Source organism: Mycobacterium montefiorense, assembly GCF_025823255.1.
Lineage (GTDB): Bacteria > Actinomycetota > Actinomycetes > Mycobacteriales > Mycobacteriaceae > Mycobacterium > Mycobacterium montefiorense.
In genome coordinates this window covers 327682-343845 of sequence record NZ_JACKVL010000013.1, presented here as the reverse complement: position 1 = coordinate 343845, position 16164 = coordinate 327682, and the positions used below count along the sequence as shown (strand labels likewise).

General features: G+C 66.9%; 7 protein-coding genes. 6 read left to right on the top strand and 1 reads right to left on the bottom strand.

Annotation, left to right across the window (positions count from 1 at the left end; all coding sequences use genetic code 11):
* The first annotated feature begins 2 nt into the window (after nt 1-2).
* From H7K34_RS15010 to H7K34_RS14990, 5 genes are read left to right on the top strand one after another with little or no spacing between them, the layout of a single operon-like run.
* Nucleotides 3-4427 (top strand): beta-ketoacyl synthase N-terminal-like domain-containing protein, encoded by a 4425-nt coding sequence (locus H7K34_RS15010; RefSeq protein ID WP_264062797.1) that lies wholly within the window; start codon nt 3-5, stop codon nt 4425-4427.
* 10 nt (nt 4428-4437) lie between these two features.
* Nucleotides 4438-5439, top strand: coding sequence for an ATP-binding cassette domain-containing protein (locus H7K34_RS15005; protein WP_264062796.1), 1002 nt, complete (start codon nt 4438-4440; stop codon nt 5437-5439).
* Nucleotides 5436-6251 (top strand): ABC transporter permease, encoded by an 816-nt coding sequence (locus H7K34_RS15000; RefSeq protein WP_264062795.1) that lies wholly within the window; start codon nt 5436-5438, stop codon nt 6249-6251. Before H7K34_RS15005 ends, H7K34_RS15000 begins: the two co-directional genes overlap by 4 nt.
* Nucleotides 6248-7078: an ABC transporter permease gene (locus H7K34_RS14995; RefSeq protein WP_264062793.1), complete on the top strand. Its 831-nt coding sequence runs from the start codon at nt 6248-6250 to the stop codon at nt 7076-7078. The genes H7K34_RS15000 and H7K34_RS14995 overlap by 4 nt, the downstream gene beginning before the upstream one ends.
* Before the next feature lie 16 nt (nt 7079-7094).
* Nucleotides 7095-8357: a phthiocerol/phthiodiolone dimycocerosyl transferase family protein gene (locus H7K34_RS14990; RefSeq protein ID WP_264063564.1), complete on the top strand. Its 1263-nt coding sequence runs from the start codon at nt 7095-7097 to the stop codon at nt 8355-8357.
* Between the two features lie 21 nt (nt 8358-8378).
* On the opposite strand, the gene pks2 is transcribed toward H7K34_RS14990, so the two are convergent.
* The gene (gene pks2, locus H7K34_RS14985; protein WP_264062791.1) at nt 8379-14648 is read right to left on the bottom strand and encodes a sulfolipid-1 biosynthesis phthioceranic/hydroxyphthioceranic acid synthase; all 6270 of its coding nucleotides are present in this window, start codon (nt 14646-14648) and stop codon (nt 8379-8381) included.
* Nucleotides 14649-14930: 282 nt separating this feature from the next.
* Here pks2 and H7K34_RS14980 point away from each other — a divergent pair, with 282 nt between their 5' ends.
* Nucleotides 14931-16151 (top strand): permease, encoded by a 1221-nt coding sequence (locus tag H7K34_RS14980; protein ID WP_372510798.1) that lies wholly within the window; start codon nt 14931-14933, stop codon nt 16149-16151.
* Nucleotides 16152-16164: the final 13 nt, after the last annotated feature.

Genomic DNA, 16164 nt, shown 5'->3' with positions numbered 1-16164 from the left:
GCATGAGCACGCAGGAAGAGGGATTGCCGGACACCGCAATTGCGGTGGTCGGCATGGCCGGAAGATTCCCCGGCGCCAACAGTGTGTCGGCGTTCTGGGACAACCTCGCGCGCGGCGAAGAGTCGATCAGCACACTGTCCGAAGACGAACTGCGGGCCGCCGGGGTCGGCGACGAGGTGCTGGCGAACCCGGCGTATGTGCGCCGCGCACCGATCGTCGACGGTATCGACGAGTTCGACGCCGAATTCTTCGGCTTCCCACCGCAATTCGCCCGGACGCTGGATCCCCAGCATCGGTTGTTCCTGCAATGCGCATGGCACGCCTTCGAAGATGCCGGCTGCGACCCAGCCCTGTTCGACGGGTCCATCGGCGTCTACGGAACCTGCTCCCCCAGCGGCTATCTGCTGCACAACCTGTCGTCACACCACGGCCAGAACGCGTTCATGGGAACAGGACTCAACTTCGAGCAGTTCAACCTGTTCCTGCAGAACGACAAGGACTTCCTGGCGACGCGGGTATCTCACCAGTTCAACCTCCGCGGCCCGAGCCTCACCGTGCAGACGGCGTGCTCGTCGTCGTTGGTCGCGGTCCATCTGGCCTGCCAGAGCCTGCTATCCGGCGAGTGCGACATGGCGCTGGCCGGCGGGGTCTCGCTGTCGGTGCCGCACCATGTCGGCTACTGGAACTCGCCGGGATCGATGGTGTCGGCCGTCGGCCACTGCCGGCCCTTCGACGTGCGCGCCGACGGTACGGTGTTCGGCAGCGGTGTCGCGATGGTTGCCCTCAAGCCACTGCAGGCCGCGCGCGAAGCCGGGGACCGCATCCACGCCGTGATCCGCGGATCGGCGATCAACAACGACGGATCGGCGAAAATGGGCTATGCGGCACCGAATCCGGCCGCCCAGGCCGACGTTATCGCCGAAGCTCACGCGGTGGCGGGCGTCGACGCCTCGACCGTGAGCTACGTCGAGACGCACGGGACCGGCACGCCGCTGGGTGACCCGATCGAAGTCCAGGGACTGCGCAACGCGTTCGCCGTGTCCGACACACCCAGACCCGGACCATGTGTTCTTGGGTCGGTCAAGTCGAACATCGGCCACCTCGAGGTAGCCGCCGGTGTGGTGGGCATGATCAAAACGATTCTGTGCCTGAAGAACAAGGCGATTCCCGCGACGCTGCACTACACCAGCCCCAACCCGGAACTCCGCCTGGACGAGACCCCGTTCACTGTGCAGAGCAGCTACGCCGCGTGGGAATCCGATGGAGTGCGCCGGGCCGGGGTCAGCTCGTTCGGTGTGGGCGGCACCAACGCGCACGTCGTCTTGGAAGAGGCGCCGCCGGTTGCGGTGCAGGTCGAGTCGACCAAGCCGCAGGTACTGCTGCTGTCGGCACGCACCGCGGCGGCGCTGGGAGAATCGCGGGCCACCCTGGCCGCCGCGCTCACCGCGCCGGACGGCCCGGACCTGTCCGACGTCGCGTTCACCCTCGCCGGTCGCCGCAAGCATCCCGTCACCATGGCAGCCGTCGTGCACGACCGCGAGCACGCCGCCACGGTGTTGCGGGCGGCTGAGCACGACAACGTCTTCGTCGGGGAATCCGTCGGCGACAACGCCGAATCGAATTCGGAGCACGTCGTTTTGATGTTCCCGGGCCAGGGAGCTCAGCACGTAGGGATGGCCCGCGGGCTGTATGACACCGAGCCCGTCTTCGCCGAACATTTCGACGCGTGCGTCGCTGGATTCCGCAGCGAGATGGAGATCGACCTGCACGCGGAGATATTCGGCGACGCCACAACGGATTTAGAACGCATCGACCGTTCCCAGCCCGCACTGTTCACGGTGGAGTACGCGCTGGCGCGGCTGGTCGAAAGCTTTGGCGTGCGCGCCGGGGCATACATCGGTTACAGCACCGGCGAGTACATCGCCGCCACCCTGGCCGGGGTCTTCGACCTCGAGACGGCGATCAAGCTGGTGGCCCTGCGTGCCCGCCTGATGCATGAGTCCCCGCCGGGCTCCATGGTGGCCGTGGCGCTGGGTCCCGACGACATCGCCGAGTACCTGCGTCCCGGTGTCGAGCTGTCCGCGGTCAACGACCCGGGCAACTGCGTCGTCTCGGGACCGAACGACGAGATCCGCGCGTTCACCCAACGCCTGCGCGAGGCCGGCATCACCGCCCGACGGGTGCGCGCCACCCACGCATTCCATTCCAGCGCAATGGATGCCATGGCAGCGGAATTTCAGCAGTTCCTGACCGGCGTCAAACTCGGCCGGCCGAACACACCGCTGCTGTCCAATCTCACCGGGACCTGGATGTCGGATGAACAGATCACCGATCCGGCCAGTTGGGCCCGGCAGATCAGCTCCACGATCCGCTTCGCCGACGAACTCGACGTGCTGCTGAGCGATCCGGACCGGATCCTTGTCGAGGTGGGCCCAGGCGGCAGCCTGACGGGTTCGGCGATGCGGCACCCGAAGTGGTCGGGCGGGCACCGGGCGATTCGCCTGATGCGGCACCCGATTCAAAATGTCGACGACAGGGACACCTTCCTGCTGGGCCTCGGCCAATTGTGGTCGGCGGGCGTGCCGGTCGACTGGACACCGGCAACCGGAACTAAGCAGCACATCATCTCCGTGCCCGGTTATCCCTTTGCCCACGAACGGCATTGGATTGATGCTAGGCCGGTCAACTGGGCCGACCGGACCGCCGAGGACACGGTGGCGGCAGCATCCACAAATGGCTCGGCCGTCCACGCCGACGTCGCCGCCAACGGGCAATCGCAAACCGAGGCGGTATTGCGGCAGATCTGGATGCAGTGCCTGGGACTGAACTCCATCGGGCGCACCGACAACTTCTTCGACCTCGGCGGCGACTCCCTGATCGCGATCGGCATCGCGACCAACGCCAGCAACGCGGGCCTGGACATCAGCCCGCAGGACCTCTACGGAAACCCGACGCTGGTAGCCCTGGCCGCGCATGTCGATTCGAAGTATGCGGCCGGCGGCTTGGCGAAACCGGCTGAGGCCAGCTCTCATCCGACCATTCCACCGAATATCGCGCACTTCCTCGACCACGGAGTGCAGGAGGCGGGACGCTGGCGGGTGCCGCTGATCCTGCGTCTCGACGCAGCAGTCGGCGTGGACGACGTCCGGTCCGTGCTCACCGCGTTGACCAACCACCACGACGCATTGCGCGTGCGGCTCGTCGAACGCGCCGGAGTCTGGGAGCAACACATCGCTGCGCCAGACGAATTCGACGCACTGTCCTCGCGTTCGCTTCCGGACAGCCCGGAAACTGGGGGGGCATCGGAATCCGCAGTGCAACGGGCAGCGGTGCTCGACATCGCCGCCGAGCTGACCACCACGGGTGACCTCGCCGCGCCGTTGACGGCCGTCTACGTCTCGGATTCCCACGGTGCGTGCTACCTGGCACTGTCGCTGCACGAGATTGTCGCCGACACCACGTCGCGGGAAATCCTGATCGCCGATATCTTTACGGCATTCACGCAACGCCTTGCCGGCGAGGACATCTCGCTGCCGGCGAACACCACCTCATGGCGGGACTGGTCGCAGCGTTGCGCGGCTCTCGCCACGCATCCGGCGGTGCTCGACACTCGCGAATTCTGGCTGGAGAGCTCGAAGGTGGCCACGCTGCGGCCGGCGAACACGGAGGTCACCGAACCGCCGCACGGCGATGACCTCAAGAAGGTGCTATCGAAGCTGACCGTCGAGCAGACATCGGAGGTCGACGACGCGCGCCGGGTGCTCGGGTGGTCGGTCGAGGAGATCCTGCTCGCCGCGCTGAGTCAAACCATCGCCGGAACAATGGGCTCCGGTGTCCTCGCCGTCGACCTGGAAGGGCCGGGCCGCTCGGTGCTGCGCCCGGATGTCGACCTGCGCAGAACCATCGGGCAGTTCACCACGATCTACCCGATCGCGCTCGGGTGCACCAGCGACACTGCGGCGACCGAACTGCTGGAAGCCGTGCGGGACACGCTCAAATCCGTTCCGCATTACGGCATCGGCTACGGGCTGCTGCGGAACCTCTATGCGCCCACCGCGCGGCAGCTCTGCGCCGCGGGCTCGGCGGATCTGCACTTCCGGTACGCCGGCGCGATCCCCGAGTTGCCGCCCATCGATGCCGCGGTGCAATTCGACTCCGACGTAGCGATGCCGGTGCGCGACTCGATTCCGGGCCTCGGCCATGCCATCGAGTTCCGGGTGTACCGGCACTCCGGGATGCTGCATCTCGATTGGTGGTATGACGCTCGCCGGGTGCAGGGCGCGCAGGCCGAGGCGCTGGCGCAGCGTTTCCCGATCGCGCTGCGCGAGTTGATCCAGGATGCGATCACCGCGGTCGGTGACGACGGCGAGATGGGTCAGCCCGTCGAGCTGGCCCTGGTGGATTTGTCGGCGCTTGACGCGGGTTGAGGGGAACTGAGTGGTTAACGCGCATAAGGACTTTGAGAAGGCCGTCATCGTCGACAAGGTTCGCAAGACCTTCGGCGAGTTTGTGGCCTTAGCAGAGGTCAGCTTTGAAGTCGGTCGCGGTGAGGTGCTCGGCCTGCTCGGTCCGAACGGGGCGGGTAAGACCACGCTGGTGGACATCCTGTCCACCCTGAGCCGGCCGGACAGCGGCCGTGCGGAGGTCGCCGGCTATGACGTCGTGTCCGAGCCGGCCGGGGTGCGCCGCTCGATCATGCTCACCGGCCAGCAAGTGGCGATCGACGACATGCTCACCGGCAGCGAAAACCTGGTGATGTTCGGTCAGCTGTTCGGATTGCGTAAGTCGGCCGCCCACGCCCGCGCCAAGGAGCTGATCGACGAATTCGATCTGGCATACGCCGCCGACCGGCGCGTGAAAACCTACTCGGGCGGTATGCGCCGGCGCATCGATATCGCCTGCGGTTTGGTGGTCCGGCCTCAGGTGGTCTTTCTCGACGAACCCACCACCGGGCTGGATCCGCGTAGCAGGCAAAGCATTTGGGACCTGGTCAGCAAGTTCAAGGGTCTGGGCATCGCCACGCTGCTCACCACGCAGTATCTCGAGGAAGCCGACGCGCTGGCCGATCGGATCGTGGTGATCGACCACGGACGCGTCATCGCGCAGGGAACGGCCGATCAGCTCAAGGAGCGCACCGGCGGCAGTTACTGCGAAATCGTGCCGCGCAATCTCAAGGATCTGGCCACGATCGCCGACACGCTCGGCTCGCTGGTGCCCGACAAGATCCGGGCCGCTTTGACACCCGAGTCGGATCGCATCGCGATACCGGCGCCCGATGGCGCCAACACGCTGATCGAGGCGGTGGGCCGGCTGGCCGCGGCCAACATCGACGTGGCCGACGTGGCGCTGCGGCGCCCGTCACTCGACGACGTATTCCTCGCGCTGACAGACGAATCCCCCAGGCAGCGCACTCCCGTTGCGACACAGGCCGCCGGGTGACCGCGTCAACCACCACCGAGCGCCACCTCTCACCGCTCGCACAATGGTGGGTACTCACCAAGCGTTTCATCGCGCCGACCCTGCGCAACGGTGAGCTCGTCGTGACGATCGCGTCCTCGGTGGTCTTCACGGCCGGCTTCTACATCCCGTTGCATCAGGTGATGGGTACCGCGACCAAAACCCTGTGCAGCAGCTACGCGCAATACGTGATGCCGTTGATCGCCTTGCAGGCCATCACATTCGCCGCGATGTCGACGGCTTTTCGGGCGGCGACGGATTCGGTGAAGGGCATCAATCGGCGATTCAGATCGATGCCGATGGCTCCGTTCGCACCGGTGGGTGCCCGCATCTCGGCCGCGGTGTACCGGTGCACGATCTCGATGGCCGTGGCGGTGGTCTGCGGCTACGTGATCGGATTCCGGTTCCACCACTCGGTGGCGTACACCATCGCGTTCGTCGGGTTAGTGGTCGCGATCGGGTCGGTGCTGTCATTCGGTGCGGACCTGATCGGCACCGGTAGCCGCAACCCGGAGGCGATGACGCCGTTGCTGATCCTGCCACCGCTGATCTTCGGGCTGCTGTCCACGGGAGTTCAACCGGCCCAACAATTTCCACACTGGATCCAGCCCATTGTGCGCAACCAGCCGGTGTCGCAGTTCGTGACCGCGCTGCGCGCGCTGGACGGTGACGCCGCCCCGTACGGCACCCCGGTGACCTGGTCGGTGCTGGTGCCGACGCTGGCCTGGCTCTGCGGCTTGACCGCGTTCCTGATACCGACGTCGGTGATCGTTTTGTCTAGGCGGGCAAAATGACATTGGTGCACGAGCCCGCCACCGGTTTCGGTGCGCCCCACGGGCAGTACCACGAGAATTCACTGCGGGCACTGGTAGCCCAAACCCGGGTCCAGACCAGGCGGATCCTGCTGGGGTGGGCACGCGACCTCACGGCGGTGATCGAGGCGCTGGTGTTGCCCATCCTTTTCCTGCTGACCCTGAACATCATTCTGGGCAACGTCATTTCACAAGTCAGCGGTCACAGTGCGCTGTACGGCACGGTGCCGCTGAACGCACTCGCCGCCACGATCAACGGTGCCGTCGTCGGGGCGATCGGCCTGATCCGCGAGCGCAACGACGGCCTGCTGCGCCGCCTGTGGGTTGTTCCGGTGCACCGCGCGTCGGGTGTGCTCTCGCGGATCGTCGCTGAGACGGTTCGGATCATGATCACGACGCTGGTTGTGCTGGCCGTGGGATTGATCCTCGGATTCCGGTTCCACCAGGGCATTCTCGCGACCCTGACCTGGTTCGTCATCCCGCTGATATTCGGGCTGGCATTCGCCACCCTGATCACGATGGTTGCGCTGTACACGGCCAACAATTTTCTGCTCGAGACGGTCACGCTGGTGCACATCCTCGCGGTCGTGTTCTCCACCGGGTTCCTGCCGGTGGACCAATTCCCCAAGTGGATACAGCCGGTCGTCGCGCACCAGCCGATGAGCTACGCGATCGAAACGATGCGCGGACTGTCCATGGGCGGACCGGTGCGGTGGCCGATGATCGCCACACTGCTGTGGTCCGGCGGCATCGCTGTCGTGTGCATCGTGCCAACGCTTTTGGGCTATCGACGGGCCAGCACATGTTGAACAGGGGGGTATGACGGTGTTTCCCGGATCCGTGATCCGAAAGTTGACGCGTAGCGAAGAGGTGTTCGCGATCAACGAGACTTATTTCGCCTTCACCGCGCATGTCAACGGTCCCGTCGACATCGGCGCGATGTCGGACGCCTTCGACGCGTTGCTGGAATCCCACCCGGTATTCACCGGCCGGCTGGAGAAGACCGACGACGGCCGCTACCAGATCATCGCCGAAGACCTGATGCACCCGGGCATTTGGGTCGTCGACGACGATTCGGATGCCGCACCGAAAACCGCGGGCATGCACCTGGATCAGCACCAAACGCTGCTGAATCTGCGGTGCAAGCGCAGCGGTGGACGCACCGAGATCACGCTGTACACCCATCACAGCCTGGCCGACGCCCACCATGCGTTCGGTCTCCTCGAAGAACTCTTCTCGCTCTACACCGACGTGGTCACCACCGGCGCCCCGGCTCCGAGGACTCCGCAACCCGCACCCGAGGCGCTGGAGCTGTTGCTCGAACAGCGTGGTGTGACCAAGCAACAGCGGTCCGGGCTCGAAAAGCTGTTCAAGGCGCTGTTCGCTTACGACTTGCCGGCCCAGGAGAAGCCACCCGAGATGGCGGATCCGGATTCAATCCAACCGATTCCGATCGCCCGGATCCGGTTCTCCGAGGAAGAGACCGCCGAACTGGTGGAGTTCGGTTTGGCCAATCAGCTCAGCCTTAACTCCGTGGTGGCCGCGGCGATCCTGTTGGCGGAATGGGAACTGCGCAAGACCCCGCACATTCCGATTCCCTACATCTATCCGGTTGATCTGCGCTATCTGCTGTCGCCCCCGGTGAGTCTCACCGGCAGCACGCTGCCGCTGGGGGTGGCGACCTACCTGGCCGAGATCAGGCCGGACACCGACCTCGTCGAGCTGGCCCGCGGCATCGTGGACTCGTTCCGGACGGACCTGTCCGACGGTGTGATTCAGCAATCCGCGCTGCATTTCAACCTGCAATACCAGGGCACACCGGCGGGCCTGCCCCCGGTGGTGCTGTGCACCGACACCGGCACCATCCCTGCGCTGCGCACACCGCCGGACATGGAGCTGGACGACTTCGCGAGCGAACTATGGTTCCCGACCCGCGCCCCCGTGGACCTCTACAGCTGCGGAAGTTTCGCGGGCCGGCTGTTCATCGAGCACCATGCGCACCTGCCCGGGCGGGAAAAGCCGCTGGAGGCAATACATTCACTGCTCTGTTCACTGCTCGCCGAGGAGGACAGCTGGGTCGTGGAGTAACCACGACCCAGTGCCACCCGGCTACGAAGGCGGCTGACCCTCTTCTGCTGCCAGCGCCTCCGACAGGTGCTGCCCCAACGTACGTGCGGAGTTGAAGGTGGCGATGGTCTTCGGGGTGACGCGGATTCCGGTCTCGGCTTCGATGCGGGTCCGCAATTCGAGGTTGCCCAGCGAGTCCAGGCCGTGCTCGGCGAACGGACGGTCGGGGTCGATCGCACGGCGCAGAATCAAGCCGGTCTGATCCGCGATCAGGCGGCGCAGCCGGGCCGGCCACTCGTTTGGCGACAGCGTCCGCAATTCGGCACGCAGCGCCGAACTTTCGGCCCCATGCTGGTCGCCGGAGTCCTGGAACGCTTCGGCGAACGGGCTGCGCGCAACCAGTGCAGCCAACCACGGCGCACCCGTCGTCGGCACGTAGCCGGTGTAGCCGCGGTCGTAACGCAACAACGTCTCGAACGCCTGCGCCCCCTCGTCCGGCGCGATCATCGTGGTGCGACCGCCGGCCGCCAGGAAGGTGGCGCGGCCGATCTCGCCCCACGCCCCCCACGCGATCGTGTTCGCCGGAAGACCCTGGCTGCGGCGCCAGTGGGTGAACGCGTCCAGCCAGCTCGACGCCGCGGCGTAGGCACCCTGTCCGGCCGAGCCGAACAGCGCCGCCACCGACGAGAAGGAGCAGAACCAGTCCAGCGGCTGTTCGGCCGTCGCGTGATGCAAGTTCCACACGCCGTTGACCTTTGGCGCCCAGTCCTTGTCGATCAGCTCGTCGGTGATATTGGCCAGGACGGCGTCTTCGACCACGGCGGCGGCATGCAGCACTCCGCGCAACGGAAGCCCGGTCGCGGTCGCCGCGGCCACCACCTGGGCGGCGGTTTCGGCCTCGGCGATGTTGCCGCTCTCCACGACGACGTCGGTCCCGTTGGCGCGCAGCCGCTCAATTGCCTGGCGCGCCTTGGCAGTTGGGACCGAACGCGCGGTCAGCACGATCCGCCCACAACCCGCCTTGGCCATCTGGCCGGCCAGGAACAGTCCGAGGCCACCCAGGCCGCCGGTGACGATGTAGGCGCCGTCCTTGCGGAACACCGGAGCCTGTTCCGGCGGCAGCACCGCGCGGGTCTGCCCGAAGCGCGGCACGGTGAGCACCAATTTGCCGGTATGCTCGGCACCGCTCATCACCCGGATCGCCGTAGCCGCCTGCGACAGCGGATATTCGGTGCAGGCCGGAGCCGGCAGGTCGCCATCCGCGATCCGCTGGTACAGCGTGCGCAGCAGCTCTTGCACGCGCCGCGGATGGGTGTGGGTAAGCAACGCCAAGTCGACGGCGTAGAAGGTGAGGTTGCGGCGGAACGGGAACAGCCCCAGCCGGGCGTCAGCGTAGATATCGCGCTTGCCGATCTCGACGAACCGCCCACCGTAGGCCAGCAGCTCGATTCCGGCGCGCTGGGCCGCACCGGTCAATGAGTTGAGCACGATGTCCACGCCATAGCCGTCGGTGTCGCGGCGGATCTCATCGGCGAACGCGGTGCTACGCGAGTCGTAGACGTGGTCAATGCCCATGTCCCGCAACAGGGCCCGCCGCTCCTGGCTGCCCGCGGTGGCGAAGATTTGCGCGCCCACCATCTTCGCGATTGCGATCGCGGCCTGACCGACGCCGCCCGAGCCCGAGTGGATCAGCACCTTGTCCTCGGCCGAGATTCGGGCCAGTTCGCACAGCCCGTACCACGCGGTGCCGTACGCGGTTGCCGCGGCGGCGGCCGCGACCGTGGTGACGGCCGGCGGCAGCGCGGCGACGAGCCGGGCATCGCAGGTGACGAACGTGCCCCAGCTGCCGTTGGCGAATCCGGAGAAGCCGCCCACCCGGTCGCCGACCACCAGATCGGTGACGGAGTCACCGACTCGGGTCACCACACCACCGAGGTCAAATCCCAACTGGTGTGGCTCGCCCTCCAGGTCAGGGTAGCGGCCAAGGGCCGCAAGGACTTCGGCGAAGTTAACGCTGGACGCGTCGACCGCGATCTCGACCTGGCCCGGCTCCGGTGTCTTGCGGTCGAAGGCGACGAACTCCATCGTGTGCAGGTCGCCGGGGTGGCGGACCACCGCGCGCAGCTGGTCGGATTCGTGGTTGACCGTGGTGGTTCGGCGTTCTTCGGCTCCCAGCGGTGTGCAGCGCAGCCGTGCCGTGTATCGCTGGCCGCCACGCCAGGCGGTCTCGTCCTCGGGCGAACCGGACAGCAGCTCCTGGGCCACCTGTTCGATGTCACCGTCGTCCTGCAGATCGATCTGGGTGGTTTGCAGCTGCGGGTTCTCCGCGCCGACCACTCGCAACAGGCCACGCAGTCCGGCCTGCACCAGGTTGGGGTCGTCGTCCGCCAAGACGATCTGGGCCCGCCGGGACAGGACGAACAGCCGCGGCGGTTCGGCCGACAGTTCCGGCAACTCCCGAATCATCCGGACCACATGGCGCACCTGCTCGCGGCCGGCCACCAGACCCTGCTCGTCGGGCTGGCCGGCGGGCGGCGGGCACACGATCACCACGCCTTCGAGACCGCCACGCACCGCGGCGGACAGCTGTGCGGTGTTGGCGCAGTGGTCGGACTGCTCCGTCCAGCTCAGGGTCGTGGGTTGTGCACCAAGGGATTTCAGTGCGTCCGTGAGCCTGGACTCCAGCAGGTCGGTCTCGGCGGTGTTGATCAGCAACCAACTTCCCACCGCCCGCTCGGGTACCGCCGGCAGCGTCTGCTGCTGCCACTCGACGGTCAGCAGCCGCTCGGCCATCAGGTGGTCGGCGCCGCCGCCACTGGCCGCCATTCGCAGGCCGTGGGCGGCCAGCAGAACCTCGCCGGTCTCGTCCAGCAGATCCAGATCGACCTCGAGGGCCGACTCACTGGCCGAGACGATGCGCAGCTGGCAGTAGCGGGTAGCTCGCATCGGGGCATACCGGCGCAGCCGGCCCACGCTCAGCGGCAACAACAGTCCCACTTGCGAAGCATCCTTGACGGCCGGGTGCGCCAGCACCGCCTGGAAGCAGGCATCCAGCAGCGCGGGATGAACGCCGTAACTCCCCTGTTGCGTCCGGACCGCCCGGGGCAACTCGACTTCGACGACAACGCTGCGGCTCTTGCCTTCCGCATTGTGCGCCGACACCAAACCGGTGAAGGCCGGGCCGTAGTCGACGCCGCGTTCGGCGAACAGGCGTCGCACCGCGGCACCGTCGGTCCGGTGCGGGTGGGTGGCCAGCAGGGCGGCGATGTCGTGCCGCGGTGGTGGTTCGTCCTGCGCCGTGCGCAGCACCGCGGTCGCCCGCCGGGTGCGTTCGCCGTCGCGCTCGGTCTCCACGATGAAGTCGGCGACGCCGGCGTCCTTCACCGAAGCCACGGCGCTGACCGGGGTTTCGTCATCCATCAGCAACATCTGCTCGAACCGGACATCGCGCACCTCGGCGTCGGTGCCGAGTATCTCGGCAGCAGACGCCAGCGCCATCTCGCAGAAGCCGGCGCCCGGGAACACCGCGACGCCGTTCACCTGATGATCCGCCAGCCACGGCAATGCCGCGGTGCCGATCTCGCCTTGCCAGGCATGGCGTTCAGGCTCCTCCGGCAACCGGACATGCGCGCCCAGCAGCGGGTGCACCGCGATCGCGGACTGATCCCGCGCCGCCGATCCGCTGGATTCGACGAGCAGCCGTTGGCGGGTCCAGGTCGGCAGCGGGGCGTCCACCAGCTGCCCGGCCGGATACCGCACGGAGAAATCGATTGCGGCGCCGGCACTGTAGAGATCCGTCAGGAAGCCGAGCAGTCCGTGCGGCATCGGCTGCTCACGCCGCATACCGGCCAGGGCCGCCGCGGTGATGTCGGCAGCGCCGGCCGTCTGTTCCACCGCACGGGTCAGCAGCGGATGCGGCGACGGTTCGCCGAACACCCGGTGACCGTCGTCCAGGGCAGCCTGCACCGCGGCAGCGAACTTCACCGACTGCCGCAGGTTGCTTACCCAGTAGTCGGCGTCAAAAGCCGGCTGACTACGCGGATCATCCAGTGTCGCAGAGTAATACGCCACGCTAGGCGTCATCGGGGTGAGATCCGCGAGCCCTTCGGCCAAGTCGGCGAGGATCGGGTCGACCGCAGTCGTGTGCGACGCGACGTCCACGGCCACCTCGCGCGCCATCACCTCGCGGGCTTCCCATTCGGCGACCAGATCCCGCACCGGCCGGCCGGCTCCGCCGATCACGGTCGAGTTCGGCGAGGCGATTACCGCTACCACGACGTCGGTGATGCCACGGGCGGCTAATTCGTCTCGCACCTGCTGGGCAGGCAACTCCACCGAGGCCATCGCTCCGGCACCCGCGACCCGCGACATCAACGCGGAGCGCCGGCAGATCACCTTGACGCCGTCTTCCAGCGACAGAGCGCCGGCGACGACGGCTGCCGCGATCTCCCCCATCGAATGCCCAATGACCGCGCCGGGCGCCACGCCGTAGGCCAACATGGCGTTGGCCATCGCCACCTGGAAGGTGAACAGGGTGGGCTGCACCCGCCCGATACCGGTCACCGTCTCGGGCGCCGACATTGCCTCGGTGACCGAAAAGCCGGACTCCGCCGCGATCAACGGCTCGGCTTGCGCGACGGTTGCGGCGAACGCCGGCTCGTTGGCCAGCAGTTCCGCGCCCATCGCCGCCCACTGCGAGCCCTGACCGGAAAAGATCCACACCGGCCCGCGGTCGTCGTGCCCCGCGGTCGGCAGGTAAGGCGTTGCACCGTCCGCGATTTCACGCAGCCCGGCACGCAAGCCGTCGAGGTTGTCCGCTGCCACCGCGGTGCGCACGGTCCGGTGCCCACGCCGTCGCGCCAAGGTATAGGCCAAGTCGGCAGCGGAAAGTCCCGCTTTGTTGGCGTCCAGCCAGTCGCCCAGCCGCCGCGCGGTGCGGCGCAACTCGTCGGCAGACGTCGAGGACAATCCGAAGAACAGCGGTCCGGCCCCGGGGGTTTCCGTTACGCCGGTTGGCGCCTCGGGCGCCTGTTCGAGCACGGCGTGCACATTGGTGCCCGACATTCCGAACGACGTCACGCCGGCCCGGCGCGGACCGTCGCCCTTGTCCGGCCACTGCGTGACCTCTTGTGGCACAAACAATCCGGTGTCGATCTGCTTCAGCTCGTCAGGCAGCCGGCTGAAGTGCGCCATCGGCGGCACCACCCCGTGCCGCAGTCCGAGCACCGCCTTGACCAACCCGACGGCGCCGGCGGCCGCCTCGGTGTGGCCCACATTGGCCTTGGCCGATCCCAGCGCGACGCGGTTGCCCGCGGCACCGTAAACCTCGGTGAGGCTCGTGAATTCGAGTGGGTCGCCCTTCGGGGTTCCGGTGCCGTGCGCTTCCACCATGCCGACGGTCTTCGGGTCCACTCCGGCACAGTCCAATGCCGCCCGGTAGACGGCGGCCTGGGCATCCGACGATGGCGTCGTGATCGTTTCGGAACGGCCGTCCTGATTGGCTGCCGAGCCGCGTACTACCGCCAGGATCCGGTCGCCATCGCGCTGCGCGTCGGACAGGCGCTTGAGCATCACCACCGCGCAACCGTCGGAACGGACGAAACCGTCGGCGGCGACGTCGAACGTGTGGCAGCGGCCGGTGGGCGAGAGCATGCCCTGCCCGGATGCCGAGGTGGACACCCGCGGGTCCAGCACCAGCATCGCGCCGCCGGCCAGGGCGAGATCACTCTCGCCGCTATCCAGGCTCTGGCAGGCCAGGTGCACGGCGAGCAGACCTGACGAGCACGAGGTGTCCATCGTGATGGCCGGCCCCAGCAGCCCCAGCCCGTAGGCGATTCGCCCCGAAGCCATGCTGAACGGCGTGCAGGTGTAGCCGTAGGCGTCGCCGAGCACTCCGGCGTCCCCGGTCATCAGCGTGTAGTCCTGTTGACACAGCCCCACGAACACTCCGGTTCGCGAGCCGCTCAGTGCGGCCGGAACGATTCCGGCATGCTCGATCGCTTCCCAGGACGTCTCCAGCAGCAGCCGGTGCTGCGGGTCGACGGCCGTCGCCTCGCGTTCCCCGAAGCCGAAGAACGCGGCGTCGAATCCGCCGACGTCGTCGATGAAGCCGCCCCACCGCGACACCGACCGATCCTGGACGCCGCGTTCGGGGTCGTAGTGGTCCTCGACGTCCCACCGGTCGGGTGGTATGTCGGTGACCAAGTCCTCGCCGCGCAGCAGCGCTTGCCAGAACGCGTCAGGTGAGTCGATACCGCCGGGGAGCCGGCAGCCCATTCCAATCACCGCAATGGGCGTGACACGCGACTGCATCGCCGTTCATACCTCGTCTCAGTTCATCCGGTGATGCTCCCCAAGCATCACCAGAATGTCGATACGCGCAACGGAACCCCCGTAGCAGCGCTCGCAGAACCACTAATCCGGGTATCGACACGGAAAAATACGAACCGCCCAAGCTTAAACGCCCGGCCCAAGACCGGCGCGGGAATGGGTGCAATTGCCTGGTCGCGACCTCACTCTAGGCGCTGACCAGGCACTTCATCAACCGCCTCGACGCGGTTCGGCCTGGCCGAGAAGCGGGCGCCACCGGGACCGATACGCGATAATCACTCCCATCACGCAACCCCTGCGGAGGCCCCAGTGACAGGCAAAGTGCTCGCGGCCGTCGGCCATGCCCTAGCGCTGGCGGGGTCGATGACGTGGGAGATCACCTGGGCGCTGATCCTGGGCTTCATCCTGTCGGCGGTGGTGCAGGCGGTGGTGCGTCGCTCGACGATCGTGAGCCTGATGGGCGACGACCGGCCGCGCACCCTGGCGGTGGCGGCCGGGCTCGGTGCGGCGTCGTCCTCATGCTCGTACGCCGCGGTGGCGTTGGCCCGGTCGCTATTCCGCAAGGGCGCCAACTTCACCGCCGCGATGGCATTCGAGATCGGCTCCACCAACCTCGTGGTGGAGCTGGGCATCATCCTGGCCCTGTTGATGGGCTGGCAGTTCGCCGCCGCGGAGTTCGTCGGCGGCCCGATCATGATCGTCGTGTTGGCCGTCCTGTTCCGGCTGTTCGTGCGCTCGCGACTCGTCGACGCCGCACGCGAGCAAGCCGAGCGGGGAATCGCCGGCTCGATGGAAGGCCATGCCGCCATGGACATGTCGATCCAACGGGACGGGTCGTTTTGGCAGCGGGTGTTCTCCCCGGAGGGTTTCACCTCGGTTTCGCATGTGTTCGTGATGGAATGGCTGGCGATCCTGCGCGACCTGGTGCTGGGCTTGTTGATCGCGGGCGCCATCGCGGCCTGGGTTCCCGAAACCTTTTGGCAGAGTTTCTTTCTAGCCAATCACCCCGACCTTGCGACGGTGTGGGGACCGATCGTCGGCCCCGTCGTGGCGATCGTGTCCTTCGTCTGCTCGATCGGCAACGTGCCGCTGGCAGCGGTGCTTTGGAACGGCGGTATCAGCTTCGGCGGTGTCGTCGCCTTCATCTTCGCCGACCTGATCATCCTGCCGATCCTGAACATCTACCGAAAGTACTACGGCACCAAGATGATGCTGACCATCCTGGGCACCTTCTACCTGGCCATGGTCGTCGCCGGATACCTGGTCGAATTGATATTCGGGACAACCGATCTCATCCCCCACCAGCGCAACGCCACGGTCATGGAAGCGTCGATCTCCTGGAACTACACCACCTGGCTCAACATCGCGTTCCTGGTTTGCGCGGCGGTGCTAATCATCCGGTTCGTAACTTCTGGCGGCATGCCGATGCTGCGGATGATGGGCGGTGGCCCCGACCCGAAACCCGATCAGCAACACCATCATTAGACCCAACCAGGAC

Bases quoted from the DNA above. Each gene is read 5' to 3' on its own strand.
- H7K34_RS15010 (WP_264062797.1), top strand. From the start codon at position 3: ATGAGCACGCAGGAAGAGGGATTGCCGGACACCGCAATTGCGGTGGTC.
- pks2 (WP_264062791.1), bottom strand. From the start codon at position 14,648: ATGCAGTCGCGTGTCACGCCCATTGCGGTGATTGGAATGGGCTGCCGG.
- H7K34_RS14995 (WP_264062793.1), top strand. From the start codon at position 6,248: ATGACATTGGTGCACGAGCCCGCCACCGGTTTCGGTGCGCCCCACGGG.